This is a genomic window from Paenibacillus sp. yr247, assembly GCF_900103825.1.
GTDB lineage: Bacteria > Bacillota > Bacilli > Paenibacillales > NBRC-103111 > Paenibacillus_E.
Map to the genome: position 1 here is coordinate 42,525 of NZ_FNIF01000012.1, position 24,770 is coordinate 67,294.

Below are 24,770 nucleotides of genomic sequence, written 5' to 3' on the forward strand. Positions count from 1 at the left end.
TTAAATGGAGGTAAATGCAAATGGATATGGGGTTAAATGGTAAATGCGCTTTTGTTGCTGCCTCAAGTAAAGGTTTGGGCAAAGCTTGCGCGATAGAGCTCGCACGTGAAGGTACTAATGTGATGCTCTCTGGTCGAAATGAAGCCGAGCTGCAAAAAGTAAAGCAAGAAATTCAGGAAATTGCGGCGGGAAAAATAGATTATGTGGTTTGTGATATTTCAAAAAGCGAAAATATTAAACAAGCTATCCAAACTACCGTCAATAAATTCGGTACAATTGATATCCTAATAAATAACGCTGGGGGGCCTCCAACGGGAAGTATAGACAAACTGACGGATGAAGACTGGTATAACGCGTTTGATTTAAACCTTCTCAGCTATGTGCGATTTATTCGAGAAGTCGTACCGTATATGAAAGAGCAAAAAAGCGGTAGAATAATTAATCTTGCATCCTCTTCGGTAAAGCAGCCGATACCCGGACTTTTGTTATCGAACACCTTTAGAACCGGCATTGTAGGATTGGCGAAAACATTATCGATAGAGCTTGCTCCATTTAATATTCTTGTCAATACTGTATCACCGGGAAGAGTCGCAACGGATCGGATTCACGAATTAGACGCCATTAAAGCAAAGCAGTTAGGAGTCTCAATTGAACAAGTCAGAGAAGATTCAGAAAAGACCATACCTTTGGGTCGATACGGCAAGGTTGAAGAATTTGGAAAAGTGGTTGCGTTCTTAGCTTCGAGTGCTTCATCCTATATTACCGGCAGTTCTATGTTGATCGATGGCGGAATGGTAAAAAGCTTATAAAGGCGGGAGTCTCTTTATGATAAAAAAGGTTGAACATGTTGCTATCATAGTTAAAAATATTGAAAAGTCAATACAGTATTACTCGGACATGTTTGGATTTACGCTAAGGAAAACCGGAAAAAATTCAAGAAGAGAAATGGCTTTTCTTAAGCTTGATAATCATCCTGGATTTGAAATCGAACTCATTCTCGATATTATTCCACAGGGTGATTATGCAGACAAAGGCATTGTAAACCATCTCGCTTTTACAGTGGACAATATTCAAGAAGCAATTCAATATTATAGAGGTAAAGGAATTGTTTTTCATTCCGTTGAACCCAACAACGCATTTGATGGGGCGAAAACGATATTTTTTAATGGACCGAATGGTGAACTCCTACAATTTGTAGAGCCTGTTGTTTCTTTACATCCTTAATTGGACGTCCTATTACATTAATTTAGGAGAAATGCTTTCATTTTACAGAACTTGAAAATAACCGCCTTGCGATTATGAAGTTCCCCCTGTCAAGTAGACATTAAATAAGAACCCGTCATTAAGCAGCCTTGGTCCGAAATTCTACAGGACTGAGGTTTTTTAATTTCTTCTGAAAACGTTCATGGTTATAGAAATGTATGTATTCTTCAATTACTTGAATAAGTTGTTCCTCGGATTCAAAGGTGTGGAGATGAAAGCACTCGGTTTTGAGATGGCCGAAAAAGCTTTCTATGCAAACATTATCCCAACAGTTCCCTCTACGAGACATACTCACGACCATTTTCCTTTGTTTCAGAAAGCGATTGTAAGCTTTGTGAGTGTACTGAAATCCTTGATCGCTATGAAGCAGGGTTTTCTTTACTTTGCGTTTGTAGGTGGCCTCCTGAACGGTTTCTAGCACAAGGTTAAGATCATTACGGTTACCAATACGATAGGCAATAACTTCATTGTTATAGATGTCGAGCACGGCGGATAAATAAAGGTTTTTTTGATTGTAGGGTAAGAAGGTAATATCCGTAACCCACTTTTGGTTTGGACTGGAAGCATTAAACTCACGATTCAATACGTTGTCTGACACCACCATGGCTTCTTTGGACCCGAAATAAGGTTTCTTACGCCTATAGTTGAACGGATCCCCAGCGCCTTCATCAAGCGATACACCCGCTTATGGTTTACGTTCAGATCATAGGTTCTTTGCAGCCATACACGAACCCGTAAATAACCATTGATTCCTTTTAATCGTCTATGACACTCCAATATTTTTTCCTTCATTTCTACAGAATGACCACGATGCTTAGTTCAAGGAGGTCATTCAACAGATGGAATGAGACCCATTTTGCAGGTTATATACGGATCCTTCCAGCTCCAAAACAGTTACCAAGGATATTCAAAATTCGGAAGCAAAGGAATTCATCAGACCCACCCGTGAAATCGCGTTATTTAACAAGTCTGTACAGTCTGTTTGGTTTTTTGCAAGAAGAGGAAGCGATTGCAGCTCTGTGGGCGGCTGGGTATCTTGAGAAACAGATGATGACGGAATATTTAAGTAAAGGTGGCGGTCTTGTTACCATTGACCTTCATCATCTACGGCGTCGTGTTGAATCGACGATAATCGGAGAAACCATTAAAGTAAGCATTTCCTTGAGCGGCGAGGGCATGTTGGATGAAAACGATACAAATCTGGATTTATTTAAAAACACTGAAATTCGGGTATTAGAAAAAGAATTCAATGAGATGTATCTCTTCGCATCCGATGTTTATTGCCACCACTATATCCCGTTGCACTTAGGAGGAACCGACAAATTTAATAATTTGCGTATTCTCCATAAAGAAGTCCAACAACTTATTCACCTAACACAAAACGAGACGATTGGCGTACTCAAGAATAGACTAGGTCTAACGGAATTGATGATGAGCAAGATCAACCAATACCGTGAAAAATATGCTCTAGGCCCAGTTTAACATATCCCGAATCAACGAGTAACGAGGAACTTATGATCAAGTACATTTAGTTAGATGGAACGCGGAGTGCCAGGAAACTGGCACGCTCCGTGTGGAGCAGGGGAAAAGCTGAAGATAACTTCAAATGCTTACCTATTGCAAACCTATAGTGGAGGGGCTGCTTCGAAGCAGCTCCTTTTATCGATTTTCATTGAACGGGGAGTAAAACGTTATTATTTAAACATTATTAATTACATAAAAAGGAAACTAGAGATTTGCTCTCGAAAGAGTAGAAAACCAAAAAGTATTTTGGAGGTGTAGTATTGGGACTTGTAGTTCGTTCTGTTGAGGCAAACGATGCCAAATCAATTCATCACATTAGCACACAGGATTCCGTTCTCCCGTACATGGTATGGCTTCCTAGTCTTAGAATCGAACAAATTGATTTAATGCTCAAAAATTTAGGACCCAATGATCATCATTTCGTTGCGGATTTGGATGGCATAGTAGTTGGGTACTCAAAGCAGAGCGGGACGGAAATCGCATGTTGGTGAATTGTATGTTGGAGTGGACAGTGAATATCATGGCAAAGGAATCGGAACCGCTCTGATTTCAAAGGCTTTGGAATTGGCTGATAATTGGCTCTTCCTCGAACGAGTAGAGCTTGAGGTACTGGAGACCAACCCACGAGCACATGCATAGTATGAACGGCTCGGTTTTGTAGTGGAGGGAAAGAAGATTGCTGCTTTCCGTAGTTGTGGACAGTATGTTGACGTATTCTTCATGGCTAGGTTCCGCCCAGATGGTACGCTTTCAAAAAAATGAAGCAAAGAAGCAAAAGTCGAAGCAAGCCTCATAATCACTATATATAAAATACCGCAACAGGCTATCGCAGATTAAACTCGGTAGCCTGTTGCGCTAACGGGCAGTTTAGTTATAATCAGTTTCAACTTTTTTCCACTTTCTGGAGTCTTTTTGAAGATAACTAAAATAATCATATGATTAAGAACTTGGGGGGACTTGAATGAGCATATTATATGAAAGGTACACCGAAGGCATATCTTTTACAGGAGAGATTAAGAAAGATATTGAACGATTTCTTGTTAATCTTAATGAGTATGATACATACCAACATACTATTTCTGTAGCTGATGAAGCAGTTCGAATAGCAAATATGTTCAACTTAGATAACGATCTCGCATCCCAAGCGGCTTTTCTTCATGATATAAGTAACGTGATTCCTAAAAACAGCATGATGAGTATAGCTGAGAGTTCAGGTATTGATATATTGGAGGAAGAGTACAGCTATCATCGGATTATTCATCAGAAACTTTCTAAAGACATGGCAAAAAAGATATTTGGATGCACGAATGATATTGTACTAAATGCTATTGAATGCCATACAACCTTAAAAGCAAGATCAAGTCTATTGGACAAGGTTTTATTTGTTTCTGATAAGATTTCATGGAATCTCCCTGGAGATCATCCATACCAAGAAAAAATGAGAGAAAAAATTGAGTTATTAGATTTGAATGGAGCCGTACTTATTTACTTAAATCATGTATGGGAACAGAGGGATAAGCTAAAATTAGTACACCCGTGGCTTATCGAAGCTAGAGAAGAGATGTTCGCTCTAAGCTAGCGTTCATTGGAACTTTTTATTACCTCTGAGTTGCCTGAACCTTAGCAGAAGATTGCAAACTATGGAGGGATTATATGCCTAAAATCATTTTATTTAGAGGAAGAGCTGGCACTGGTAAATCGACATTATCCAACGAACTAGCTAAGAGACTCAATGTACCCGTGTTGCATAAGGATGATATTTATGATTCTGTTGCTGGTTTCGTTCCAGAGCACGGCTCAAGAAACAAGATTTGCTTCGAATTTCTTTATCGCTTCTTAGAGAACGTAATCAATTCAAATGCCATCATTATACTCGATTACGGACTAAATAATAATGAGGATGTAAAGAAATTGGAAAGGTGGATTACAGAAAGAGGTGGGGAATTAAAAACAATACATTGTGTCTGCGGTGATGAGACAACCTGGTCAAAACGACTTGCTAAACGAAGCATCAATCCATTACCTAACCAAATAATAACTAATTTATCAGAGCTGAAAGAACACTATAAGGATCTGGGCCCAGAGTTTTTTGAGGGAGAATTAATTTTGGATACTGTTATACCTAAAGATATAAATGTTGAGAAAATCCAATCTTTTGTGTTTGAAGTTTAGCATAGTATATTCCGCTAACGGATAACGTTTGTTCAAATGAATTGGCAGCCTCGTTAAAGTAACGGGCAGAAGAATTGAAAAAATATACGAGGAGGCGAAATAATTGTCGGCAGCTAAAGAAACAAAGTTAATATCAACTATAGAGCCCGATAAGTTAACGCCTGAGCAAATTGAAATCGTACTTGGAATTCATTGGGAAGAAGACGAGGAAGCAACAGCAGACTGCGTCTTTGTTTTTTGTAACGATTTACAAGAGTTTTTACAAGAGCGAGTGGATAAAGCAATTAATTTATATAAAGCGGGCAAAGCTCCTTATATCCTTTTTTCTGGGGGAAATGCGTGGGGGAAACACGACTTTATCGAGGCTGTTCGTGCAAAAGAACGAGCTATGGAACTGGGAGTGCCAGAATCCGCAATTCTCATCGAAACCGAATCATATCATACAAAGGAAAATGTTATTGCTTCGCTTTTTGTGTTAGAGCGGAAACTGGGACTTCATAAACTAAAAAGGATTCTTGTTGTTAGTCATGAAGGACATCTTCGCAGATGTTTACTGACTTTACGAACATATATGCCAAATTGGATAGAGTATGCGATCAGTCCAGTAAAGTTAAAAATGATTGATCGAGATCATTGGTGGGATAATATAGAAGTCAAGAAGCTTGCTATAAAACAAGTAAAGGATTTAGTAACGTACATACGTCAGGGTCAATTGGTTGATGAGCAAATTGAAATTTAAAAGAAAGCTTTCATTTATAACTGGATCTTTTGCTACATAATATAACGATACTACGCATTTATAAACTGAGAACGTTACTTGCATTAATTATGGGAGAAAACCAATTCTTTGTTTATCTTGGAACAGGAATGCTAACAACGAGCTTCCTGAATTATTAGTTAATGGAAAGATTGAAGTTGCAAAAATTATTGATGATTTCCTAATTAATTTTTAAGTGGATATGTTGTTCAACAAACGGGTAACGTTAGTTTAATGAACATAACACTTTAAGCCACTCATTGAGTGGCTTTTTCTTTGGGTGAAAAATCAACAATGAACTTTAACAGAGCCAATTTTTAAAAGAAACACAATAGCTTTAAATCGAGCGAAAACGCTTCTCAAGCCGATTAGACATATGCCATAAAAGGGTTGCCATGTGTCAGCCCTTTTATCATTTTATGTAGGTGAAGAGGCTGAAGAAAATTATTCATTAGCATTTCAACTGTATGTCGTATATGACATAACGGATCATTTTAAGTCATAAATCAACATTTTTTGTGAGTTGTAACTTGAAATGTCGGTGATTGGAAGATGAAATGTCGTTGAATTGGAATATAAATGACGTTGGCCCGAGCCTTGTTGCTACGGGCTTTTTCCTATGTAAGTTGTTATTTTGAGTTAAATGTAATACTTGGATTTCAACGTAATTACAGGTGATTAGGTAGTTTTAAAATTGTAATATGAAAAGACGCTTTTGTAGTCCTTCATTGAGTTTGGAAAAACGGAAATACAGATAGCAATACGTGTAGTTACTGATTTCAACAGAATTTTCAAAACAGCCTGCGAGCAGATGATCAATGAAATGGAATTGGATTTATCCTATACGTTAGTAATGGTCAGAATCCGTTTAATGGAGCTATTGGTGAACGTGCTGCGTTTGTATGAAAGCCAAGCAAAGAGTAGCGCTTCTGACCAGGAAGGAATACACCCCATAATTAAACAAGTGCTAACAGTGATACATTCAGGTGATTTCAACGAACAAAGTGTTACTGATCTGGCCAAACAAGTGAATGTAAGCCGATCTCACCTTGATCGGTTGTTTAAATCCGCGATGGGTGTGAATATGGGTGAGTACAGGACGCTTATTCGACTTGATAAGGCCAAGCATGAATTACGACAAAATGAGGGCACCATTACATCAATAGCAGATAAATTGCAATTTGGCTCCACGCAAGCTTTTTGCAATTTTTTCAATCGGCATACGGGCTACTATCCCCAACAGTACCGTAAGATTATTTCTCTGAAAAGCACGGAAGCAAATGAGTAAAAATGTGAATAAATTCATGAAAAAGTAAACTGACTTACCTTGGATATGTTCGTATACTTGCTCTAGCAAGTGAAAGACAATCTAGGGGAGGAAGAGGAATCATGACAGCAATTATTTTGAAGGAACAACGTGAACAATTACTAACACAAGGGTATTGTATTATCCCAGATGTACTCGATCCGTCCATGCTTCATAAAATCCGACAAGTAACAGAAGGACTGCTTGCTCAACAATCGGCAGAAGATACGAAACGAGAGCGTTCGACAGGCAGTATGATAAGTATTAGTGTAGATCCTGTTTTCGCAGAATTAATTGCGTTGCCGAAAGATTTAGAAAAAATGGCATCTCTCGGGTATGCCAACCCCAAATTCACAAGCGGGTTTGTGATCAGTAAACCCCCACAAAGTCCCCGATTATTCTGGCACTATGATATAATCGGAGTAACCACAACATGTCCATGTACAACTAGGCGGCTTCACCTCGGTATATTTCAATCGGGCAAGCGGTGGGTGGATGAGCATCTATTCAATGGTGAGTACTACATGCAGCATGTGGACTTGCGATATAATTCGCTGTTGATCGATTTGATGAAAAGACGGTTAAAGCTTATTGGAATGAGGAGTTAGGAGAAATCAAATATCAGGTCGCGGAGGGCTGTGCGATTGACCAGGTTGTCGCCCAGTGGCATGCCAATCTATCCAGTTTGGATGATATTTTCGATAAAGGGCAAACCCGACTAATTCCAGTTCTAGTCCCCGGAAGGCTGAATGATACAAGAAAAGAAATGAACCCCCGGTGCTGTGCAAGATTGGCCCTATTTTGGACTGAAAATACTGTGGTTATCTTGGAGGGAAGTGCTAAGTTGGAAGGGGCCGTCATTATGAGTAACCCCGGCTCGTATGCTCCTCGGTATTCGGAACGGGATTGGAACGATTTTTGTCTGGGTGATGGGAGCGATGAACTTCGGAGCTGGGGCTATCCGGATATCTCACCATGTAGAAATGTCATACAGGTGATTATGGCTGCGGCAGGAATTGTCAACGGCTACGAGGATGGAATATTCAAACCTTCCAATTCTTTGACTCGCGCAGAAGCAGTAACGATGATTAACCACTATCTAGGTCGTACGCTGACTACTACGGCTACAAGCCCTACATGGGCAGACGTACCTGCCAGCCATTGGGCATTCAAAGAGATTCAATCTGCTTCACAAAATCTAAAGTAATGTAAAGAAGGCCGTCCCCAAGATCATGGAAATGATAGGGGGCGGCTTCTTTTTGCCTGAGTTTCGAGCGGCGCCATAAGTTGGATGGACACGGCGTATTTTTATATGCTGTCCGTCCTGCCCATATCCCTAATTACCCAATGTAAATGTCCTAAAGATTTTGAAACCTCCTCAGAATACGGTTGGGACAAGGATGCACTTAAGGAGATGTTTTATGATCTAGGAATTTTGGTGCATGCATGTTCTATTTGTAATGAAAAACTAAGAGGGGATCAACTTACTACCTTAACTAGTAATAATATGATTCGGGAAGAGAAGTTTGTCCGTTTCAGCCCAAATAAAAAAATGAAAATTAATGACACCGTTTGGTGGGCTGATATGTGTATTCAAGATCAATTGAAGGTATGGAAGGAATATCAGGAGAAAAAGGTCGTCTTCGATTATGGGACAATCTCTCTCTTAGAGGCGAGGCCAACTGTCCTAGTCGAGCATTTTCTAAGCATATTTGGAATGGATGAGTTGTTTAACGTGGTTGTTGTTGATATATCCTAAGTAGAAGAACTAGCGGCCAGAGGCTTCATTTGTGCATGAATTTATTATAGAATCGTCTAATGTCATTGAGTTTAAAGAAATATCACACTTTAGGAAATATATTACATTAGTAGAAAAAGCATAAGAGGTTAGTGACTAATCATCTGAGATATGCACTTTGTAACAAATTATGCAGTTACATATGTATAAAATTATTAAATTCTGATCATAATAAAATTATAATTTATAATTTGTTAGGAGTGGGATCAGATGGGTATAAAACAAAATATTTTAACTGAGGTTTTTTTAATAGATTCCTATAATGGAAATTCACAACTACCAAATATAAGGTGTGTATTAGATATTGCTACGTGAGTCATAGTTGGTTTAAATATAAGTTTTGAAACAGCTCCAAGTAACGATTATTGATAAGTCATTATTATCAATTTTTACCCTCTGTTAAGAATTATACAATCTATTAAAATAAGAGGCATAACCTATTCTTCAGTTTACATACTAGTTTAGCTAGATTTAAAAATAATAGATTAGAGTTTGAATACAAAACAAAACACCGCGGTAAACTTATTTATTAATAAGTTACCGCGGTGTTTTGTTTTGCTGTTAGTACTACAAATATTGTTAATACAGAAGGTTTTCATTTTTGTGTATAAATATACATTTGAGGCCAAATCATATGGAGAGATGATGAAAATGGCGTGTTGATCGGAGGAACGGAGCCTCGCACCGACGGTCAAGTAGCCGTATGGTAGAGGATAAGCGGACTTTATCCTAATTTTAAAAAGATTAAAGAGAATCCCAGGCTATCGTTGGATGAGGCCTGGGTTTTTCTTTGTTGTTAAAAGTTATGGATACAAATGAAAATTCCCGTAGACAGGAGACCTCAGATGAGGCTTTGAAGGAGAACCAGGCGTCTAAGCTGTGTTAATATGTTCCTATTATGGTAGCAAAACTATTCCGCACTACTACCGTTACCCCAAAACAAACAAGCAAACGCCGCGGCGTTTGCTTGTTTGTTTTTTCGATTAATATATTGCGAATTGCGCTGCGTATTATATTGCAAAAGTCATAGTAATAATAACCAACAAAATAAAGAGAACCAGTACTGATGCTGAACTGTTGATTTGCAGTAAGATAAGCTTTTACTGATCAAAAATTTGCAATGAATATTTATGCATGCGTGGTTGAAGAGCGAAAATATTTTTTCTAGTGAATTCTGCAACAAATCAATCATTCTCGCTGCTGTGTACTTTATATTCCAACGAATTCTGAAACAACAAAAACGGAGTACCGCGGGTTTGCGGGCTCCGTTTTCTAATTAATACTGGAATATCACATTTTTTGTGAAATTCCAGAATTAATTAGAATTGTTTCAAAAATCGTTAGACAATTTGTTTCATAATTCAATAGAATCAACTTTTTATGCAGGATACTGAATAAAAAATGTAATGAGGTAGGCAAAAATGACAATTGCCTGCCTCATTTCCATTAGGACCTTATCTCAGTAGCCTTGCAACGATATTGAATTTAGGCCCCGCCCGAAAACGGATCATTCACGCTTGAATTCGAATGTCTTCAAACGCGCGCAAGCTTCAGCAGCCAACAGGAGTTGCGGTCTAGCGTGCGGGTGTTTCGCGCTCTGTTGATAACGGAAATGTTTAGAAAGATCCGGACTTCGTCTCCGGTTCGGTTGTTGAAAAGTACTTTGTTCGGCTGCAAATCGCCGGAACCGCCGCGGACAATGAACGTTCCTGTCGAAGGCAATGCCTCCACCTTGAAGGTGAATGCATCGTTGGACAGCAGGAAATTCAAACTTTTCAACACGAGCTTTTTCCCGTTAGGCACGTCAATCACAATGGTTTGCACATCAACACTTTTTCCGGGACTTAACTTAATCGGCGCCGTCCCACCGACAATTCCATTTAGTTGAAGCATAACTACACCTCCAGATCGAATATACGATAGTATATGGAAAACGCTTTGGAAGGGATTGTATGATTGTCCAAATGAGTATGGCCAATTTGAAGCCAGGAAGCAATCTACGAGCAGTTGTTCTCGGATTCATCGCTCGGGATCGGGCTACGTCGAGGTTGCCATACTGCGATCAGCCAAAATTCTTGAAAGGTGAGTAGTATTATACGATTGGGCAAATATTTTTTTCTAACGATTTCTGCAACAAATCGGCTTTTCCGCCGTGGAGGTCTTTATATTCTTATGAATTATGGAACAACAAAAACGGAGCCTGCAAACACGCTTGGCTGAATCCAACGCCAGCGCGGCCGAACTGGCCAGCGATAATCATCTGCAAGCGTGGAAAGAATAAAGTGAATTGGCCGATCTAGGATTGGGTTGACTTCGTTATCTGTTAAAGAATCCTGCGGGGCGGTAAGTACACAAACACTCATTAACGATTTTATATAAATGTTGAGTATTTCATATATAAAGTCGGATTGGCTGATGGTTAGCTTTTGATTGTAGAGCAAAACCTTTAAGCATATGGTAAAACAAAGTAACTGCTGTCCAAATTGACCGCAGTTACTTTGTTTTTCGTTAGGCAATCAAATATTTTGTGATATTATCTAATTCGAATTGTCAATGCTTATTACTCTTCACGTTTCGGCGCGAGCTCCACTGCTTGGCGAATAGCTTCCTTCATGCTCTGCTCATCCGCAATCCCTTTGCCAGCAATATCAAATGCTGTTCCGTGATCCACGCTCGTTCGAATGATCGGCAGCCCTACTGTAATATTGACACCTGCCTCTAGCCCAAGTACTTTGATAGGTCCGTGTCCTTGATCATGATACATTGCCACTACGATATCAAAATCGCCGCGTGTTGCACGGAAAAAAAGTGTATCGGCTGGTAGAGGACCAACTACCTCGATGCCTTCATCCTGCGCAATTTTCACCCCAGGAACAATTTTTTCCGCCTCTTCTCCATAGCCAAAAAGACCGTTCTCTCCCGCATGTGGATTAATGCCGCACACAGCAATTTTCGGAGTAGCGTAGCCGGCCTTTTGCAATGTGTCATGCGCCATACGAATGACTTTATAAACACGGTCCGGATTGATCATCTTTACCGCATCAATAATGCCTACGTGTGTTGTTACGTGAATCACCTTTAACTTTGGAGATGACAGCATCATCGAAAAATCCTTCGTGCCGGTCAAATCAGCCAAAATCTCGGTATGCCCTGGGTACAAATGTCCACCTTTGTGAAGGGCTTCTTTGTTTAATGGAGCTGTACAGATTGCATCAATTTCGCCAGCATTGGCAAGCTCAATCGCTTTTTTCAAAAAACTAAAGGAAGCATGACCAGCCTCGGCGGATATTTGTCCTAACGGTAGATTGTTCGGAAGCAAATCCAAATCCAGGCAATCCACAGTACCTTGTTGAAATTGGGCTTCCGATACGGATTGAATGTTGCGAATCTGGAGCTCGGTTTGAACGATACGACCTGCTCTTTCCAGGATTTTTGAATCTCCAATAACAAAAGGTCTACATGATGCATAAACGTCAGCATCATGTAACGACTTCATAATGATTTCTGGGCCTACACCTGCTGCGTCTCCCATTGTAATGCCTATAATTGGTCTATTCATTGGATTGTTCCCCTTTCAAAACCTTTTGTACGTGAGTTAAGCTGTTCTCTTGTCCGAAAGCTCCTGCCTTCGTTACAACCCATAGCGGCTTTTTACCAAGAAGTATGCCTAACGGTATACCAGGTTCAATCTCTTTGATTAGTTGGACTCCGGATACACCCAAATGTTTACATACAGCCTTAGATGTATCCCCACCAGTCAGAATCACTCCTTGCAGCGCCACTTCTTCAATGATTTTGGAAGCTATTACGCCTAGGGTATTAGCAATCAGATTGGATACTTTCGTGTTATCAAAGCCTCTGAGAGCCCCTGCTTCTTTGGATGCTTTGACATGCTCAGGGGAGGAACTGGCATAAAGTGAAACATCCGAACCAGCAGACAATGCAGCGAGCAGTTTAGAACGGCATCGATCAATCTCTTGCATTCTTTCAACATCAGAAGTCACAACTAGGACTGTATCCAACTCCACTGCTGTTACACGAGGGTCCGAATTGTAAGCGGCAACCTGATTACGAGTCACTTGCGAAATGCTGCCCGCAACTAAGAGCACGGATTTACTAGAGATAGGTAAAGTGAATGATGCACTATCGCTAATGGGTAAAGATAAAGCTTTAGGAAGGTAATCCGCAAGTCCTGCCGATCCAACCCATAGGATTTGGTAACCGCTGACGGCCATCCATTCAGCGATCTGCTGCATATCTTCCTCCGTAAGGGCGTCGAATACAATAATCTTACAATTGTCATGAAGCAAAGCTTTTATTTGGCCATATACCATTTCTTTCCCAGCATGAAGAGTTTCTAATGAAATAAGGCCAACTTTTCTTGTCGATTGTGAGGAGAAAAGTTTGACTAAATTCGACTCCTTTACAGGGGTTTTGGGATCACGGGCATGTTCTGTTTGATCCATCGGCACTCCATTCAGAGAATGAATGCCATTATATGTCATCCTACCTATTTTCGGAAAGGCTGGAGCCACAACTGCAAAATCCACAACAATTTCATCCATTACGGCATCTATCTCTGCCCCTAAATTACCTCGTAGTGTAGAATCCAGTTTTTTATAGACATGCTTAAAACCAATCCGATTTACTTCGGCAGAGACCTTTTTCACTCTTGCATAAGCCTCATCTCTAGAAACCGAACGGCTGTCTGTATCGATGACTGCAGCATCAATATCCTTGGAATCGATAGCAAAATGCTTTAGATCAAAGATAACACGTGTTTCAAGGCTTTTTCTTGCAAATTGTACTCCAGAATCGGATGCACCTGTCAAGTCATCTGCAATAATGGCGATTTCTCGCATATTTTAATTCCTCCTACCAATCTGTGTTACTGTGTGGCGTACAAATGTCCCGGAAGTTAGTTCCGGGATGGATTATTAGTCAAACTATACAAAATGATTTTAAAAGCCGATTCTCTTTGCCCACCATGCTGTTAGATAGGCACAAGAATAGCTGTTACCACACCTAAAGTAATCATGGTCAAGAATGGACCCGATTCCAAACTCATAATTGAGTACGCTCCGACATCTTCTTTTTTTCCAAACTGACCCATCAGAGCCATATACAATCCGCCGTTCGTATCATAGCGATACCAACTTTGGTGGAGAGCAATGCACCTCCCTTTTTCAGAATATAAGGAGCCTTAAAATTGATCGTCGCCCCCATACATACGTAAAAGACAGCCAAAATCGGTAGGGAACCTGTCATTAGTGCTCCTGTAAACGATCCAAATGTTTTCCCTGCATTTGGGAATAATGTGTTTATAATAGCCCCCACGATCAGCGGTACAATCATCATCCCCCCGGGAATACGTTCAATAGTTTCCTTGATTTTCATAATGACCCTCATAAGTAATATTTGCGTTATTCAAAATAAGTGTTTTAATATCAAACAATTATTGTGAAACCGCTTATAAAACTTATTATAGAAGAGTGAATTCAGAATAACAATTGAAAAATTGTTTAATTTTAATTCATTTTTTTAATTTTTCTCCATAACGTCGATCGAGTAATACCTAATCTTTTAGCAGCCTTGGATTGGTTCATGCCCTCTTCTTGAAGAATTTTCGATAATACTCTTTGTTCGATATCCTCCCAGTTACCCGATAAGTTCAAAAGAGCGGGGTGGGGAGCTGAGGACTCTATTTGTATGATGCTTTTAACTTTCCGCCATCCTTCTTCAGCTTCTTTGACGCCAATATAATGATCGTTCGTAGACATTAGCATCGCTTTTACGACATATTTTAACTGATTTATATTGCCTGGCCATTGCCGTTGCATGAGATCCTCCAATACTTCTGGACGAATTGCGACAATTTGCTTACCATATTGGGAATTATAAGCTGCAATTTGTACACGGGTTATCTCTTTAATATCCTCCAACCTATCCCTAAGGGGTGGCAACTGTAAATTGGATTTAACGAACAATTCGGCAAATTCTTTATTTATTTGTCCTATTTTTAACAAATTTTTTATCGGGATCATGGAAGAAATAATAATTCTAGCGCAGGCTTTTGCCTGTATAGCCGTAATCAACTTTTGCTGAAAGGATGAGCTAACATGCTGAATTTGTTTGAGATAAATCGTTCCGACAGATTCAAGATTCAACAGTCCAAGTTCGAAAGAGTTGCCAAATAAGATAGACTCTAGTTCTGTTACCGATAAACTGTCGCAAGGAAGGACATATAACCCCTTACGTTTACGTTCACTGGCAGAATGAATCGCTTGAGTAAACAAATGCTTGCCGCTGCCTCGTTCTCCCGATATCCAAATCGGTTTGTCGGATTGAGCTAACATTTTTGCGCGAGTGGTTGTCTGCTGGATTATGTGACTGGATCCAATGATTTGTGCAAAACTAGCAATACGCTCCGTTACCTCGAAGGCAGAATATGTATTTTTTTCCGCATTTCCCTCTACGGGATACATATAGATCAGATAGCCGGGGGCTTGTGTATTTGTAGGAACAACAATATCGATATTCATTTGTCGGTCTTGGGACGATTTAATCTTTTTTCGTAAAGGAAAGACATCATTCTTTGCAGCTTCTTCTAAATAACGTTCCCATTCCGGGGCAATACCGATAAGATTCATTCCTTTCATATCCATTTTATCGTAGCCCAGTAACTCGGAGGCAGCATGGTTTGCATATCGGATAACACCTCGGCTGTCTGCCGCTAGCACGCCTGTTCGATGATTTTCTAAGATATGCTTATAAAATCTTTCATTCTCCTTAGCTTTCAATACGATATCAAAGCTGCGTTTTGCTTCAGATAGCGCTTCCTTTACCGATTCCCGTCCTGATGTAATCAGGATACCGTTATACCCCAACTCCTCAGCGATACGTACCGTTACAACATCACCGAGGATCATATTTACACCGATGTTGAAGGCCTCTTGCAGAGCAACCTTTACATCGGTTTTTTTATTAATTGTATAGATTGGGATTTCCATATCAAGGAGACTTGATACTACCTCCGCACCTTGGCATATATTGGGGAATCCAATGATAGCAAACTTGCTATTGGAATGTTTAACCAATGTAAGGACCCGCAAAATATCATAACCTGAAACAGGGACATCAACTACTGGGGTGGAGACATGTTCTCGGATAAAAGATGCGGTTCCTCCTCGGCTAATGATGATGTCGTAGGGCTGTCCTTTTGCACCTTTGATAATAGGTAGTGCATTTTGGAGATCTGCTATTTCAATATCTATCTCAAACCTAACATCTTCTTTGGCAATATCTTTTAATAAATCTTTCAAACCCGGATAAGGGACAATGGCCAGTACTTTAATTTTCATCTATATCCTCCTCATTTACTTTAAATCATCAAAGTTATTTTGGATTTGGACTGATGGCTTTTTTTCCGCTTTTTGATTCATCCAAATCGCTAACTGTAAAGGAACTGCATCTTTAAAAATTTGTGGATCATATCCTGATTCTTCTTTAATTTTCTTTAAGCGATAGATAAGCGTATTTCGATGAATAAATAACGCTTTGGCAGTTTCCGTTATGTTTAAATTACATTCAAAAAAGGTTTGCAATGTCTGTATAACTTTAACGGATGCTTTTGGGAAGATTCGCTTTAAATATCTTTGTTTTAAGGCTTCATCCAATTGAAAGACGAGCGCTTTGGTTTCGATATCGGAGTAGGGAATAAGCTGCTGCTCATCATCTCCAATTAAAAGAGCAAGATCTGATTCCTGGTAGGCAATGGAGATGTTTTTTTGTTCATGAACTTGTGCAGCATATCCGATTTTAAACTGGATTCCCATTCTTTGAAGCGTTTCATTCACGAATATTATTTTCTTTTTTGTTTTATTTTCAGAAAGGCCGGATATGAGAATAAACAGTCTATTTACATTAAGAAAGCCAACAAGATACTGGCCTTCACTAATCATATCTTCTATTTTTTTTACGAGTACTTGATTTTGAATCATTCTTTCCTTTATCTCAATGATAGATACGCTAAAAGGAGGATGAAGTTGGATATGAAGCAAATTCAGCCGTTGATCGATAATTGCAAATTTAGGATCAGATTTAATTAACTCTTCAATAATCAACTCTTTTGTCCGTTGCTGCCACTCCGATTGTGAAGCAAGGTAAGATTGTTTAATCATCAATTCTGTCAACATCTTCACAAGGTCGCCAAATTCTTCAACTTCTTTTGACTCTCCTGTTATGCCAATGACACCAACGATTTTATTTTGGAATTCAATCGGCAGATTGATTCCGGGGAGACTCCCTATCCATTGATTTTTATTCTTATTAGTTATGATTAATGGTTTGCCTTCTCTAATAACTTCAAGGGCACCTTCATGTACTTGTTTGATTCGAGAAGAGTCACCGGAAGCAATAATGGTTCCTGAATCGTCCATGATATTAATATTTCGATTCAAACGGGTCATTGTTTCTTTAACTATAGCTTCAGCAATTTCACGGGTTAACATATCCTTATCTTCCTTTTTTCACAACATAGATAAAGTTGGTTATTTTGCATATAAAAATTCGGATATAAACAATATTTTTTATTTATTGTACACGAAGATATATAATGATGCACTATGTATAATAAGTTGTAAGTTGATTGAAAGCGATTTCTTGAAATGAAGGCTGATATCTTATGTAGGGGACAAATGATGAGATGAAGAATGAGCAAAAGAAAAACGTACTAACAGAAGAAATTGCAAGACAAATTGTCGAAATACTTTCCGGTGAAACAGGTCAAAATGTAAACATGATGAACCGTAATCGCAAATGGAAGGCGTTCGTGCAGGATATAATGTACCTATTGAATACAAAGGAGAACGGATCGGTGTTTTAGGTATAAGCGGAGATCCTGAAGAAGTAGGTCCCTTTGAACGTTACGGCTGGATCGAAACAAGTGGCTTCTGCGATATATCGCTGAAATATTCTTGACGAGTTTAATAAAATATTTAATGCTATTACTAAAAGGTTAAAGAGGGAAAAGAGATCTATAATGAACAATTACAAGCTCTTTGTTCGATTACATTAAGTATTCAGTCCATTGAGGTCATGATGAACAACTTAAAATCTTCTTTTTAATAAAAAGTAAGGCGGTGGTTGTGATTAAAATTGTAATCGCACCGGATTCATTTAAAGGAAGCGTCTCAGCCATGGTGGCGGCACTTTCCATAGAGAAAGGAATAAAAAAATACATTCCTCATGCAGAAACCGTTTTGGTACCGATCGCAGACGGGGGAGAAGGAACAATGGATAGCCTCGTAGCTACGACAGGAGGAAAGAAAGTCAATGTGACAGTAAAAGGCCCATTAAGTAACCCTATTGATGCTGAATATGGCTTGCTTGGCGATGGGAAAACATGTGTCATTGAGATGGCTAGTGCATCAGGCTTATGCTTAGTTCCACAAGATCTAAAAAATCCTATGGTCACAACAACATATGGAACGGGGCAGCTCATCAAAAAAGCGCTGGATGATGGATATCGAAATTTTATTTTAGCAATTGGTGGAAGCGCTACAAATGATGGCGGAATTGGGATGTTACAAGCGCTTGGAATGCGGCTGTATGATTCCTCGGGAGAATTAGTTGGTTTCGGTGGAGGAGAACTAGATCGAATCGTTGTCATTGATAACAACAATTGGGATAAAAGAATTGCCGATTCCATCTTTTTAATCGCTTCAGATGTTCAAAATCCTTTAATTGGTCCAAATGGCGCATCCCATGTTTTTGGCCCTCAAAAAGGAGCAACACCACAAATGATTGATATATTAGATAAAAAAATGCATCATTGGGCCGATCTGGTTCAAGCTAAGACGGGGATTCAACTTCATGACATGCCGGGTGCGGGTGCGGCAGGAGGAACATGTGGAGCGTTCCAAGCGTTCTTCCCAGTAACTATGAAACGGGGGATTGATGTCGTCATTGAATATACAAGGCTGCGTGATCATTTGCAAGGAGCCGATGTAGTCTTTACTGGGGAAGGACAAATTGATTTCCAAACTGCATCGGGGAAAACACCTATGGGAGTCGCGCAAGAGGCTCAAAAGCTTGGAATCCCCACTTTTGTTCTTTGTGGATCTATCGGGAGAGGAATAGAAGTACTCTATGAATATGGAATTCAAAGTATTCATAGCATTATAAATGCCCCCATGTCGTTACAAGAAGCGATAGAAAGAGCACCGGAGTTACTGGCGCAAAGCGCTGAACAAGTTATTAGAACTTTTTTTCCATACAAAACAGTTACAGAAAAAAATCAAAAAAACGAAACAATAAAACTACAGAAATAAAATTGAAATCATAAGAGGAGTGACTGATTTATGAGTGCTTCAAAGTGGCTTAGAATAATTCCGGTTGCGTTCATCATGTATATGCTTGCTTATATGGATCGTATTAATGTGGGTATATTACTTCCGTACATTCAAAAGGATTTAAGTTTATCTTCGTCTGCCGCCGGAGAAATTGCCGGGATTTTCTTCTTTGGTTATATGCTACTTCAAATTCCAGGAGGGTTATTGGCAAGCAAATGGTCGGCGCGTAAGGTCATTTTCATCTTGATGATTTTATGGGGGCTTGCTGCGATCGCATGCGGTTTTGTGCAAACCGAACAGCAGCTGAAATTAGCCCGTTTTATACTTGGTATTGCAGAAGGCGGTGTTTGGCCAGCCGTTCTCGTCATGCTGGCTTCCTGGTTTACGCTAAAGGAAAGAGCCCGTGCGAATGCCTTCTGGATGGCTTGCCTTCCGGTATCCGCCATGTTGATGGCCCCGTTATCGGGGGTGCTGCTGGCCCACTACAGCTGGCATGCAGTCCTTGTAATTGAAGGTATTCCTCCATTAATCTGGGCTTTTGTATGGTGGTTTGTGGTCAAAGATAAGCCGTCTGATGCTAAATGGATGGATGAAACCGAGCGCAAGAACTTAGAAACTCAATTAATAGAAGAACAAAAGAAAGGCGTTAAATCTAAAGGATACGGAGCTGCATTTAAAAATAAGACCGTTTGGGGTCTAGTGATGATGTACTTTTTCTGGATGACTGGTTTTTACGGGTACACGCTCTGGGTACCCAGCGTCGTGAAAACCTTTACAAAAGATCCAGGCACAATGGGTTGGTTGACAGCTATACCGTTTACCTTTGCATTGGTAGGCATGATTGTGAATTCGTTCTGGTCGGATCGTCGCATGAACCGGACGCAGCACGTTATCGTCCCTTTGCTAATCGCGGCAGTAAGCATGGTAATAGGACAATTTGTAAGCGATCCGTATCTACAAATGATCCTTCTTTCGATTACTGCTATAGGGGTCTATGCACCATACGGTCCGTTGTGGACCATTCCGACGGCAGTTGTGCCAGCTGGAATTGTTGGTGCTGCTCTTGGATTGCAGAATGCCATTGGAAACTTAGGAGGGTATTACGGTCCGAAAGTGGTTGGCGTTTTGAAAGATTCCACTGGCAGTTTTCATGCAGGTTTCTATTTCCTGGCATCATCACTAGTTATGGCTGCGCTGTTTACTTTCATCATCGGATTGCGCTTAAAGAAACAAGAAATCGCTTCAAACTCAAAAAATGACGCGTCAGATCTTCCTGTAAAGACGGTATCCTCCTAGGATACTGTCTTTACAGTTTAATTTTATTCTATTGCAAACATAACAATGATCATGGAGGATAGGTAACAATGATATTTCCTAAGTTAATAAAAGTCAGACAAAAATTTATGGGTCCCGTTGTAGAGGATGTTGAAAAAAAAGTGTTCGAGCAATTAATGCTTTTAGGGATACAGGAACGGATTACTCCCGGTATGAGAATCGCGATTACTGCAGGAAGCCGGGGGATCGCCAATATTCCATTGATCATACGCTCTGTTGTTCGAGCATTGAAGAAATGGGGGGCAGACCCCTTTATTATTCCAACCATGGGTAGCCATGGGGGCGCAACCGCAGAGGGACAGATTGACGTGCTTCACAGCTTGGGAATCACTGAAAAGTTTTGTGAAGCTTCTATTGTTTCTTCGATGGAAGTTAGTCAGATAGGGGAAACGCCTCAGGGAATGCCTGTTTATGTAGATAAAAACGCACTGGAAGCAGATGCCGTCCTATTGGTAGGACGTGTAAAGGTGCATACCGATTTTAAATCACCGATCGGCATTGAGAGTGGCTTGATGAAGATGGCGGCAATCGGGATGGGTAAACATAAGCAAGCCTTGCTTATCCATACTTATGGAGTTCACGGGATTCGGGATATCATGCCTGAGGTAGCAAGGGTCGTACTGAAGAATGTGAATATCCTTTGTGGGGTTGCTATCGTGGAAAACGCTTTTGAACAAACAGCAATCATTGAAGCAATACCTACCGAAAACATCCCTTACAGGGAAAGAGAACTTCTTGAGGTTTCGGCTTCTTTGATGCCAAAGCTTCCCGTAGATGATCTTGACGTTCTGATTGTGGATGAAATCGGGAAAAATTACAGTGGTACTGGAATGGATACCAATATTATCGGAAGAATCCGAATTTTGGGTACCGAAGAACCGAAAGGCCCGAGGATTAAATACGTAATAGCTAGCGATTTAAGTGAGGAATCCCATGGTAATGCGCTGGGGATCGGACTTGCCGATCTAACCACCACGCGACTTTTTAACAAAATCGATTTTCATATCATGAACGAAAATGTAGTGACGAGCACTTTTCTTCATCGTGCGATGATCCCGATTGTTATGGAGAGCGACAAAGAAGCTTTATCCGCTGCTTTAAGGGCAACTTGGGGAGTAGCTTCCAACCAAGCGAGAATTATCCGTATCCCTAATACACTTCAATTGGAATACCTCTATGTTTCAGAAGTGCTGTTGCCAGAAGTAATGCAATTGACTCATATTGAGTTAGTTGATGAACCGACGGAAATAACGTTTGACGGGCAAGGATATTTTTATAAGTCGGTTTTTGCTCATTAAATAATAAGTTACGCAAGTTGTACTTCAGTCAATAAAGCAGACACATTTTTATGAAACTCGGTGTTGCTCATCGTACCTTTTCCCATATGCAGTACAATCAATGAAGTCAAAACAAGAAGAATAAGCTTATGTCTGAAATAAGCAGACATAAGCTTAATTTTTTACAAATGTTGCTACCAGCTTTGGAACGGCCCGATGCCGTGGTTGTGTATATTTCGGTTAAATATTCCTCCTTTAGGCGATTATATTACCTGCAAGTTTCAATTATAAACCTATACAATAGAACCATGAAAGCGCATTACTTATTTTAGGGGATCGGGAATGAAGAAGATGCTAATTACACGACGCCCCAAAAGTGAACCGGAAACTTCATGTAAAGGTCTAGGACAAGCAGTATGTTTTTTTTGAAAAGGCTTTCAATGGAGTGGATTTAATAAGGGGGTGATGTTTATCTGAAGTAGTAAAACCAGCAATTTGTTAAACGCATAGGTTTTATTCTATGAAAAATGAATCAGGAGGTCAAATATGAAAAGAGTACTGAAACCATTTTCAATTGTTCTCGCTGTATCCATGTTTTCCACATCATTGGCTGCTTGTTCCAGAGCAGATGTAACGCCCGTTCCCAGCGCCAAAACCAATGATCCGGGCAAACCGACACAGCAACAAAAAGAAGTTTCGCTGACCTGGTCGTTCGGTAAAGATGCCTCCGGGGTTAATGCAAAGCTGGTGAAAATGTTCGAGGAGAAAAATCCGGGGATCAAAATCAACATCATGGAGATGCCCCAAAAATCGGATGCTCAGCACAACGATTACGTGACCAAACTCTCTTCGAAGGATACAAGCATCGACGTCATGAACATCGACATTATTTGGCCTCCAGAATTCGGGGCTTCCGAATGGTTGGAGCCGCTGAACGGGTATTTTTCGAAGGAAGAACTTGATAAATACCTTCCGGGTCCGGTTCAAGGCAACACCCTGAACGGAAAAATTTACGGGATTCCATACTATACCGATGCGGGAATGCTCTTTTACAGAAAAGATATTCTTGACGAAGCCGGTTTGAAACCTCCGAAAACGTTCGATGAGCTGAACAATCTTGCCAAATCGCTGAAAGGCAAAGGCGGAACGGAGTATGGGTTCGTCTATCAGGCCAACCAGTACGAGGGGCTTGTGTGCAATATCTTGGAATACTTCTGGGGGAATGGCGGTGACGTTCTTGGTGCGGACAATAAAGCGGTCATTGATTCGCCCAATAACGTGGAGGCATTGAAATTTTTTGCCAACATGACGCAATCCGATCTCGTGCCTAAAGGAATCGCGACTTACATAGAAGAAGATGCACGCACCGTCTTTACGGAAGGCAAGGCCGTTTTCATGAGAAACTGGCCGTACGCTTGGGCAAAATCGCAAGATGAGGGTTCCAAGGTCAAAGGGAAGGTCGGAGTCGTTCCAATGCCGGTAGGGCCATCGGGGAAAAATCCGGCTGCGACGTTAGGTGGCTGGAACCTTGGTATCAACGTCAATATTTCGAAAGAAAAGAAAGATGCTGCGGTGAAATTAGTGAAGTACCTGACTTCGGACGAAGCCCAAAATTTCTTGGCTATTAACGGCGGACGCATTCCGATTCGGAAAGATTCGTTCAAAAACGCCGATGTGCTGAAGGCCAATCCGCACTTCGAGTCTCTTTACGATGTGTTCATCAACGCCAAACCGCGTCCAGTTTCGCCGATTTATCCGCAAATTTCCGACGTGATTCAAATTCAAACTCATAAAGCGATTACAGGCGGCCAACCGGCGGAGCAATCCATAAAAAATATGCAGAAAGACATTTCCGACTTATTGGCGAAGTACAAAAAATAGCACTCGTAACTGGGGCGGTCCCCTTCCCAGGGCCGCCTTCTACTAAAAATGGATTAAAAAACAAACGGCTTTACGGTAGGAGGTATTTGACATGAAGGCTCAAGCTTCACTCGCAATGGAGGAATCGACTGTTTTAAAGAAGAAAAAGCGGTTTTTCAACAGTCAGAGGCAAGAGTCATTATTGGCTTACGCTCTGGTGGCACCCGCTATTATGACCATTAGCTTGTTTGCGTTGTATCCTATTTTGAGCACCGTTTGGCTCAGTTTACATGAAATAATACTGAATATGCCAAATTTGGGAAAGCCGTTTATCGGATTACAGCATTACGTTACTTTGAGTACCGATACAAGATTTTGGGCTTCTCTTTGGAACACGTTTTACTTTACATTTTTCTCGGTTTTGATGGAATTGATTTTCGGATTTGCCATAGCTATTTTGATTAACAGAAACTTTCGCGGTCGGGGAATCGTCAGGGCGTCCGTTCTGGTCCCGTGGGCGATTCCAACCGTTGTATCGGCCTTAATGTGGAAATTTATGTTTAATGACCAGTTGGGGGTTATCAACGATCTCTTTGTGAAAGCCGGCATTCTCAACCATTACATTGCGTGGCTTGGCAGCAAGGAAACTGCTCTTTGGGCCATTATAGTGACGGACGTATGGAAAACAACGCCTTTTATGGCTTTATTGATATTAGCGGGATTGCAGGTGATCCCGGCGGATATTTACGAATCGGCCAAAGTGGACGGCGCAACCCGTTTTCAACAACTTGTGAAAATTACGATACCGTTGGTCAAGCCGGCCGTACTTGTGGCTCTGTTGTTCAGGACTCTTGATGCATTCCGCGTATTCGACATTGTGTTTGTCATGACAGGTGGAGGACCCGCCAACTCTACGGAGACACTATCGATGTACGCGCAGACCACGCTTATGCGTTATCTGGATTTTGGCAAAGGGTCTGCCTTGTCGGTGATCACGTTTCTATGTGTGCTGTTGATCAGCTTCTTTTACATCAAATTTCTCGGAGTCAAGATGGATAAAAAGATGTAGGGGGAAGACCATTGGTTATTGAACGTACTAAAACTACATTGTTCTATGCTGCCGTTT

At 40.5% G+C, this 24,770-nt stretch carries 24 protein-coding genes and 3 pseudogenes; 18 read left to right on the forward strand and 9 right to left on the reverse strand.

Annotated features, from left to right (window positions below):
* The first annotated feature begins 20 nt into the window (after positions 1 to 20).
* Both BLT91_RS19040 and BLT91_RS19045 read left to right on the forward strand, forming a co-directional pair.
* On the forward strand, positions 21 to 809 hold the full coding sequence (locus BLT91_RS19040) for an SDR family oxidoreductase (protein WP_090823793.1): 789 nt from the start codon (positions 21 to 23) through the stop codon (positions 807 to 809).
* Between the two features lie 16 nt (positions 810 to 825).
* Positions 826 to 1,224: a VOC family protein gene (locus BLT91_RS19045; RefSeq protein ID WP_090823795.1), complete on the forward strand. Its 399-nt coding sequence runs from the start codon at positions 826 to 828 to the stop codon at positions 1,222 to 1,224.
* 118 nt (positions 1,225 to 1,342) lie between these two features.
* Here BLT91_RS19045 and BLT91_RS19050 read toward each other — a convergent pair.
* Positions 1,343 to 1,891, reverse strand: a pseudogene (locus tag BLT91_RS19050) (IS3 family transposase); the annotation flags it as partial.
* Positions 1,843 to 2,055 (reverse strand): helix-turn-helix domain-containing protein, encoded by a 213-nt coding sequence (locus BLT91_RS33950; protein ID WP_090823799.1) that lies wholly within the window; start codon positions 2,053 to 2,055, stop codon positions 1,843 to 1,845. The pseudogene BLT91_RS19050 and the gene BLT91_RS33950, both read right to left, overlap by 49 nt.
* 153 nt (positions 2,056 to 2,208) lie before the next feature.
* Between BLT91_RS33950 and BLT91_RS19060 the strand changes: the two genes are divergently transcribed.
* From BLT91_RS19060 to BLT91_RS31755, 9 genes and pseudogenes are all read left to right on the forward strand, one after another.
* Entirely contained in the window at positions 2,209 to 2,745 is a 537-nt protein-coding gene (locus tag BLT91_RS19060) for a Ger(x)C family spore germination C-terminal domain-containing protein (RefSeq protein WP_090823801.1), read from the forward strand.
* Positions 2,746 to 3,047: 302 nt separating this feature from the next.
* A pseudogene (locus tag BLT91_RS19070) lies at positions 3,048 to 3,549 on the forward strand (GNAT family N-acetyltransferase).
* A 199-nt stretch (positions 3,550 to 3,748) separates the two neighbouring features.
* Complete coding sequence (gene yqeK, locus BLT91_RS19075; RefSeq protein WP_090823805.1) at positions 3,749 to 4,366, forward strand: bis(5'-nucleosyl)-tetraphosphatase (symmetrical) YqeK; 618 nt, start codon at positions 3,749 to 3,751, stop codon at positions 4,364 to 4,366.
* Between the two features lie 74 nt (positions 4,367 to 4,440).
* Entirely contained in the window at positions 4,441 to 4,959 is a 519-nt protein-coding gene (locus BLT91_RS19080) for a P-loop nucleotide/nucleoside kinase family protein (RefSeq protein WP_090823807.1), read from the forward strand.
* Between the two features lie 103 nt (positions 4,960 to 5,062).
* Positions 5,063 to 5,698, forward strand: coding sequence for a YdcF family protein (locus BLT91_RS19085; protein WP_090823810.1), 636 nt, complete (start codon positions 5,063 to 5,065; stop codon positions 5,696 to 5,698).
* An 829-nt stretch (positions 5,699 to 6,527) separates the two neighbouring features.
* Positions 6,528 to 7,004, forward strand: a complete 477-nt coding sequence (locus tag BLT91_RS19090; RefSeq protein WP_090823811.1) for a helix-turn-helix transcriptional regulator — start codon at positions 6,528 to 6,530, stop codon at positions 7,002 to 7,004.
* Between the two features lie 101 nt (positions 7,005 to 7,105).
* Positions 7,106 to 7,630, forward strand: coding sequence for a phytanoyl-CoA dioxygenase family protein (locus tag BLT91_RS19095; protein WP_090823813.1), 525 nt, complete (start codon positions 7,106 to 7,108; stop codon positions 7,628 to 7,630).
* Positions 7,631 to 7,884: 254 nt separating this feature from the next.
* Entirely contained in the window at positions 7,885 to 8,229 is a 345-nt protein-coding gene (locus BLT91_RS19100; RefSeq protein ID WP_175532395.1) for an S-layer homology domain-containing protein, read from the forward strand.
* A 345-nt stretch (positions 8,230 to 8,574) separates the two neighbouring features.
* Positions 8,575 to 8,781, forward strand: coding sequence for a hypothetical protein (locus BLT91_RS31755; RefSeq protein WP_175532396.1), 207 nt, complete (start codon positions 8,575 to 8,577; stop codon positions 8,779 to 8,781).
* A 1,572-nt stretch (positions 8,782 to 10,353) separates the two neighbouring features.
* On the opposite strand, the gene BLT91_RS19110 is transcribed toward BLT91_RS31755, so the two are convergent.
* The 6 genes and pseudogenes from BLT91_RS19110 to BLT91_RS19135 form a co-directional block, all read right to left on the reverse strand.
* Positions 10,354 to 10,713: a hypothetical protein gene (locus BLT91_RS19110; RefSeq protein WP_090823819.1), complete on the reverse strand. Its 360-nt coding sequence runs from the start codon at positions 10,711 to 10,713 to the stop codon at positions 10,354 to 10,356.
* Positions 10,714 to 11,380: 667 nt separating this feature from the next.
* Positions 11,381 to 12,379, reverse strand: coding sequence for a 4-hydroxythreonine-4-phosphate dehydrogenase PdxA (gene pdxA / locus BLT91_RS19115; protein WP_090823821.1), 999 nt, complete (start codon positions 12,377 to 12,379; stop codon positions 11,381 to 11,383).
* Positions 12,372 to 13,682 carry a four-carbon acid sugar kinase family protein gene (locus BLT91_RS19120; protein ID WP_090823823.1) on the reverse strand — a complete coding sequence of 437 codons (1,311 nt, stop codon included), beginning with the start codon at positions 13,680 to 13,682 and terminating at the stop codon, positions 12,372 to 12,374. Before BLT91_RS19120 ends, pdxA begins: the two co-directional genes overlap by 8 nt.
* A gap of 158 nt (positions 13,683 to 13,840) precedes the next feature.
* Positions 13,841 to 14,217: pseudogene (locus tag BLT91_RS19125) on the reverse strand (2-keto-3-deoxygluconate permease); the annotation flags it as partial.
* Positions 14,218 to 14,348: 131 nt separating this feature from the next.
* Entirely contained in the window at positions 14,349 to 16,181 is a 1,833-nt protein-coding gene (locus BLT91_RS19130; RefSeq protein ID WP_090823825.1) for a sigma-54-dependent Fis family transcriptional regulator, read from the reverse strand.
* Between the two features lie 15 nt (positions 16,182 to 16,196).
* Positions 16,197 to 17,330, reverse strand: coding sequence for a CdaR family transcriptional regulator (locus BLT91_RS19135; RefSeq protein WP_090823827.1), 1,134 nt, complete (start codon positions 17,328 to 17,330; stop codon positions 16,197 to 16,199).
* A gap of 194 nt (positions 17,331 to 17,524) precedes the next feature.
* On the opposite strand from BLT91_RS19135, the gene BLT91_RS31760 reads away from it, so the two are divergent.
* The 5 genes from BLT91_RS31760 to BLT91_RS19155 all read left to right on the forward strand — a co-directional run bounded on the left by BLT91_RS31760 (position 17,525) and on the right by BLT91_RS19155 (position 21,805).
* A complete protein-coding gene (locus tag BLT91_RS31760; protein ID WP_175532388.1) occupies positions 17,525 to 17,704 on the forward strand; it encodes a hypothetical protein in 180 nt (59 codons plus the stop codon).
* A complete protein-coding gene (locus tag BLT91_RS19140) occupies positions 17,638 to 17,799 on the forward strand; it encodes a sugar diacid recognition domain-containing protein (protein ID WP_090823829.1) in 162 nt (53 codons plus the stop codon). The genes BLT91_RS31760 and BLT91_RS19140 overlap by 67 nt, the downstream gene beginning before the upstream one ends.
* Before the next feature lie 170 nt (positions 17,800 to 17,969).
* Positions 17,970 to 19,151, forward strand: coding sequence for a glycerate kinase (locus BLT91_RS19145; protein WP_090823925.1), 1,182 nt, complete (start codon positions 17,970 to 17,972; stop codon positions 19,149 to 19,151).
* Positions 19,152 to 19,181: 30 nt separating this feature from the next.
* On the forward strand, positions 19,182 to 20,468 hold the full coding sequence (locus BLT91_RS19150) for an MFS transporter (protein WP_090823831.1): 1,287 nt from the start codon (positions 19,182 to 19,184) through the stop codon (positions 20,466 to 20,468).
* A gap of 68 nt (positions 20,469 to 20,536) precedes the next feature.
* Positions 20,537 to 21,805, forward strand: coding sequence for a nickel pincer cofactor-dependent isomerase, group 22 (locus BLT91_RS19155; RefSeq protein WP_090823833.1), 1,269 nt, complete (start codon positions 20,537 to 20,539; stop codon positions 21,803 to 21,805).
* Between the two features lie 8 nt (positions 21,806 to 21,813).
* Here BLT91_RS19155 and BLT91_RS32345 read toward each other — a convergent pair whose 3' ends face one another.
* On the reverse strand, positions 21,814 to 21,954 hold the full coding sequence (locus BLT91_RS32345; protein ID WP_217635247.1) for a hypothetical protein: 141 nt from the start codon (positions 21,952 to 21,954) through the stop codon (positions 21,814 to 21,816).
* 376 nt (positions 21,955 to 22,330) lie between these two features.
* On the opposite strand from BLT91_RS32345, the gene BLT91_RS19160 reads away from it, so the two are divergent.
* Complete coding sequence (locus tag BLT91_RS19160) at positions 22,331 to 23,665, forward strand: ABC transporter substrate-binding protein (RefSeq protein WP_090823835.1); 1,335 nt, start codon at positions 22,331 to 22,333, stop codon at positions 23,663 to 23,665.
* A 91-nt stretch (positions 23,666 to 23,756) separates the two neighbouring features.
* Positions 23,757 to 24,713, forward strand: coding sequence for a carbohydrate ABC transporter permease (locus tag BLT91_RS19165; RefSeq protein ID WP_217635248.1), 957 nt, complete (start codon positions 23,757 to 23,759; stop codon positions 24,711 to 24,713).
* Positions 24,714 to 24,770: the final 57 nt, after the last annotated feature.

What these genes read in the sequence shown, in the direction of transcription:
- BLT91_RS19040 (WP_090823793.1), top strand. Translation starts at nt 21, where the DNA reads ATGGATATGGGGTTAAATGGTAAATGCGCTTTTGTTGCTGCCTCAAGT.
- BLT91_RS19045 (WP_090823795.1), top strand. Translation starts at nt 826, where the DNA reads ATGATAAAAAAGGTTGAACATGTTGCTATCATAGTTAAAAATATTGAA.
- BLT91_RS33950 (WP_090823799.1), bottom strand. Translation starts at nt 2,055, where the DNA reads ATGAAGGAAAAAATATTGGAGTGTCATAGACGATTAAAAGGAATCAAT.
- yqeK (WP_090823805.1), top strand. Translation starts at nt 3,749, where the DNA reads ATGAGCATATTATATGAAAGGTACACCGAAGGCATATCTTTTACAGGA.
- BLT91_RS19080 (WP_090823807.1), top strand. Translation starts at nt 4,441, where the DNA reads ATGCCTAAAATCATTTTATTTAGAGGAAGAGCTGGCACTGGTAAATCG.
- BLT91_RS19090 (WP_090823811.1), top strand. Translation starts at nt 6,528, where the DNA reads ATGATCAATGAAATGGAATTGGATTTATCCTATACGTTAGTAATGGTC.
- BLT91_RS19095 (WP_090823813.1), top strand. Translation starts at nt 7,106, where the DNA reads ATGACAGCAATTATTTTGAAGGAACAACGTGAACAATTACTAACACAA.
- BLT91_RS19100 (WP_175532395.1), top strand. Translation starts at nt 7,885, where the DNA reads ATGAGTAACCCCGGCTCGTATGCTCCTCGGTATTCGGAACGGGATTGG.
- BLT91_RS31755 (WP_175532396.1), top strand. Translation starts at nt 8,575, where the DNA reads ATGAAAATTAATGACACCGTTTGGTGGGCTGATATGTGTATTCAAGAT.
- BLT91_RS19110 (WP_090823819.1), bottom strand. Translation starts at nt 10,713, where the DNA reads ATGCTTCAACTAAATGGAATTGTCGGTGGGACGGCGCCGATTAAGTTA.
- pdxA (WP_090823821.1), bottom strand. Translation starts at nt 12,379, where the DNA reads ATGAATAGACCAATTATAGGCATTACAATGGGAGACGCAGCAGGTGTA.
- BLT91_RS19120 (WP_090823823.1), bottom strand. Translation starts at nt 13,682, where the DNA reads ATGCGAGAAATCGCCATTATTGCAGATGACTTGACAGGTGCATCCGAT.
- BLT91_RS19130 (WP_090823825.1), bottom strand. Translation starts at nt 16,181, where the DNA reads ATGAAAATTAAAGTACTGGCCATTGTCCCTTATCCGGGTTTGAAAGAT.
- BLT91_RS19135 (WP_090823827.1), bottom strand. Translation starts at nt 17,330, where the DNA reads ATGTTAACCCGTGAAATTGCTGAAGCTATAGTTAAAGAAACAATGACC.
- BLT91_RS31760 (WP_175532388.1), top strand. Translation starts at nt 17,525, where the DNA reads ATGAAGAATGAGCAAAAGAAAAACGTACTAACAGAAGAAATTGCAAGA.
- BLT91_RS19140 (WP_090823829.1), top strand. Translation starts at nt 17,638, where the DNA reads ATGGAAGGCGTTCGTGCAGGATATAATGTACCTATTGAATACAAAGGA.
- BLT91_RS19150 (WP_090823831.1), top strand. Translation starts at nt 19,182, where the DNA reads ATGAGTGCTTCAAAGTGGCTTAGAATAATTCCGGTTGCGTTCATCATG.
- BLT91_RS19155 (WP_090823833.1), top strand. Translation starts at nt 20,537, where the DNA reads ATGATATTTCCTAAGTTAATAAAAGTCAGACAAAAATTTATGGGTCCC.
- BLT91_RS32345 (WP_217635247.1), bottom strand. Translation starts at nt 21,954, where the DNA reads ATGTCTGCTTATTTCAGACATAAGCTTATTCTTCTTGTTTTGACTTCA.
- BLT91_RS19160 (WP_090823835.1), top strand. Translation starts at nt 22,331, where the DNA reads ATGAAAAGAGTACTGAAACCATTTTCAATTGTTCTCGCTGTATCCATG.
- BLT91_RS19165 (WP_217635248.1), top strand. Translation starts at nt 23,757, where the DNA reads ATGAAGGCTCAAGCTTCACTCGCAATGGAGGAATCGACTGTTTTAAAG.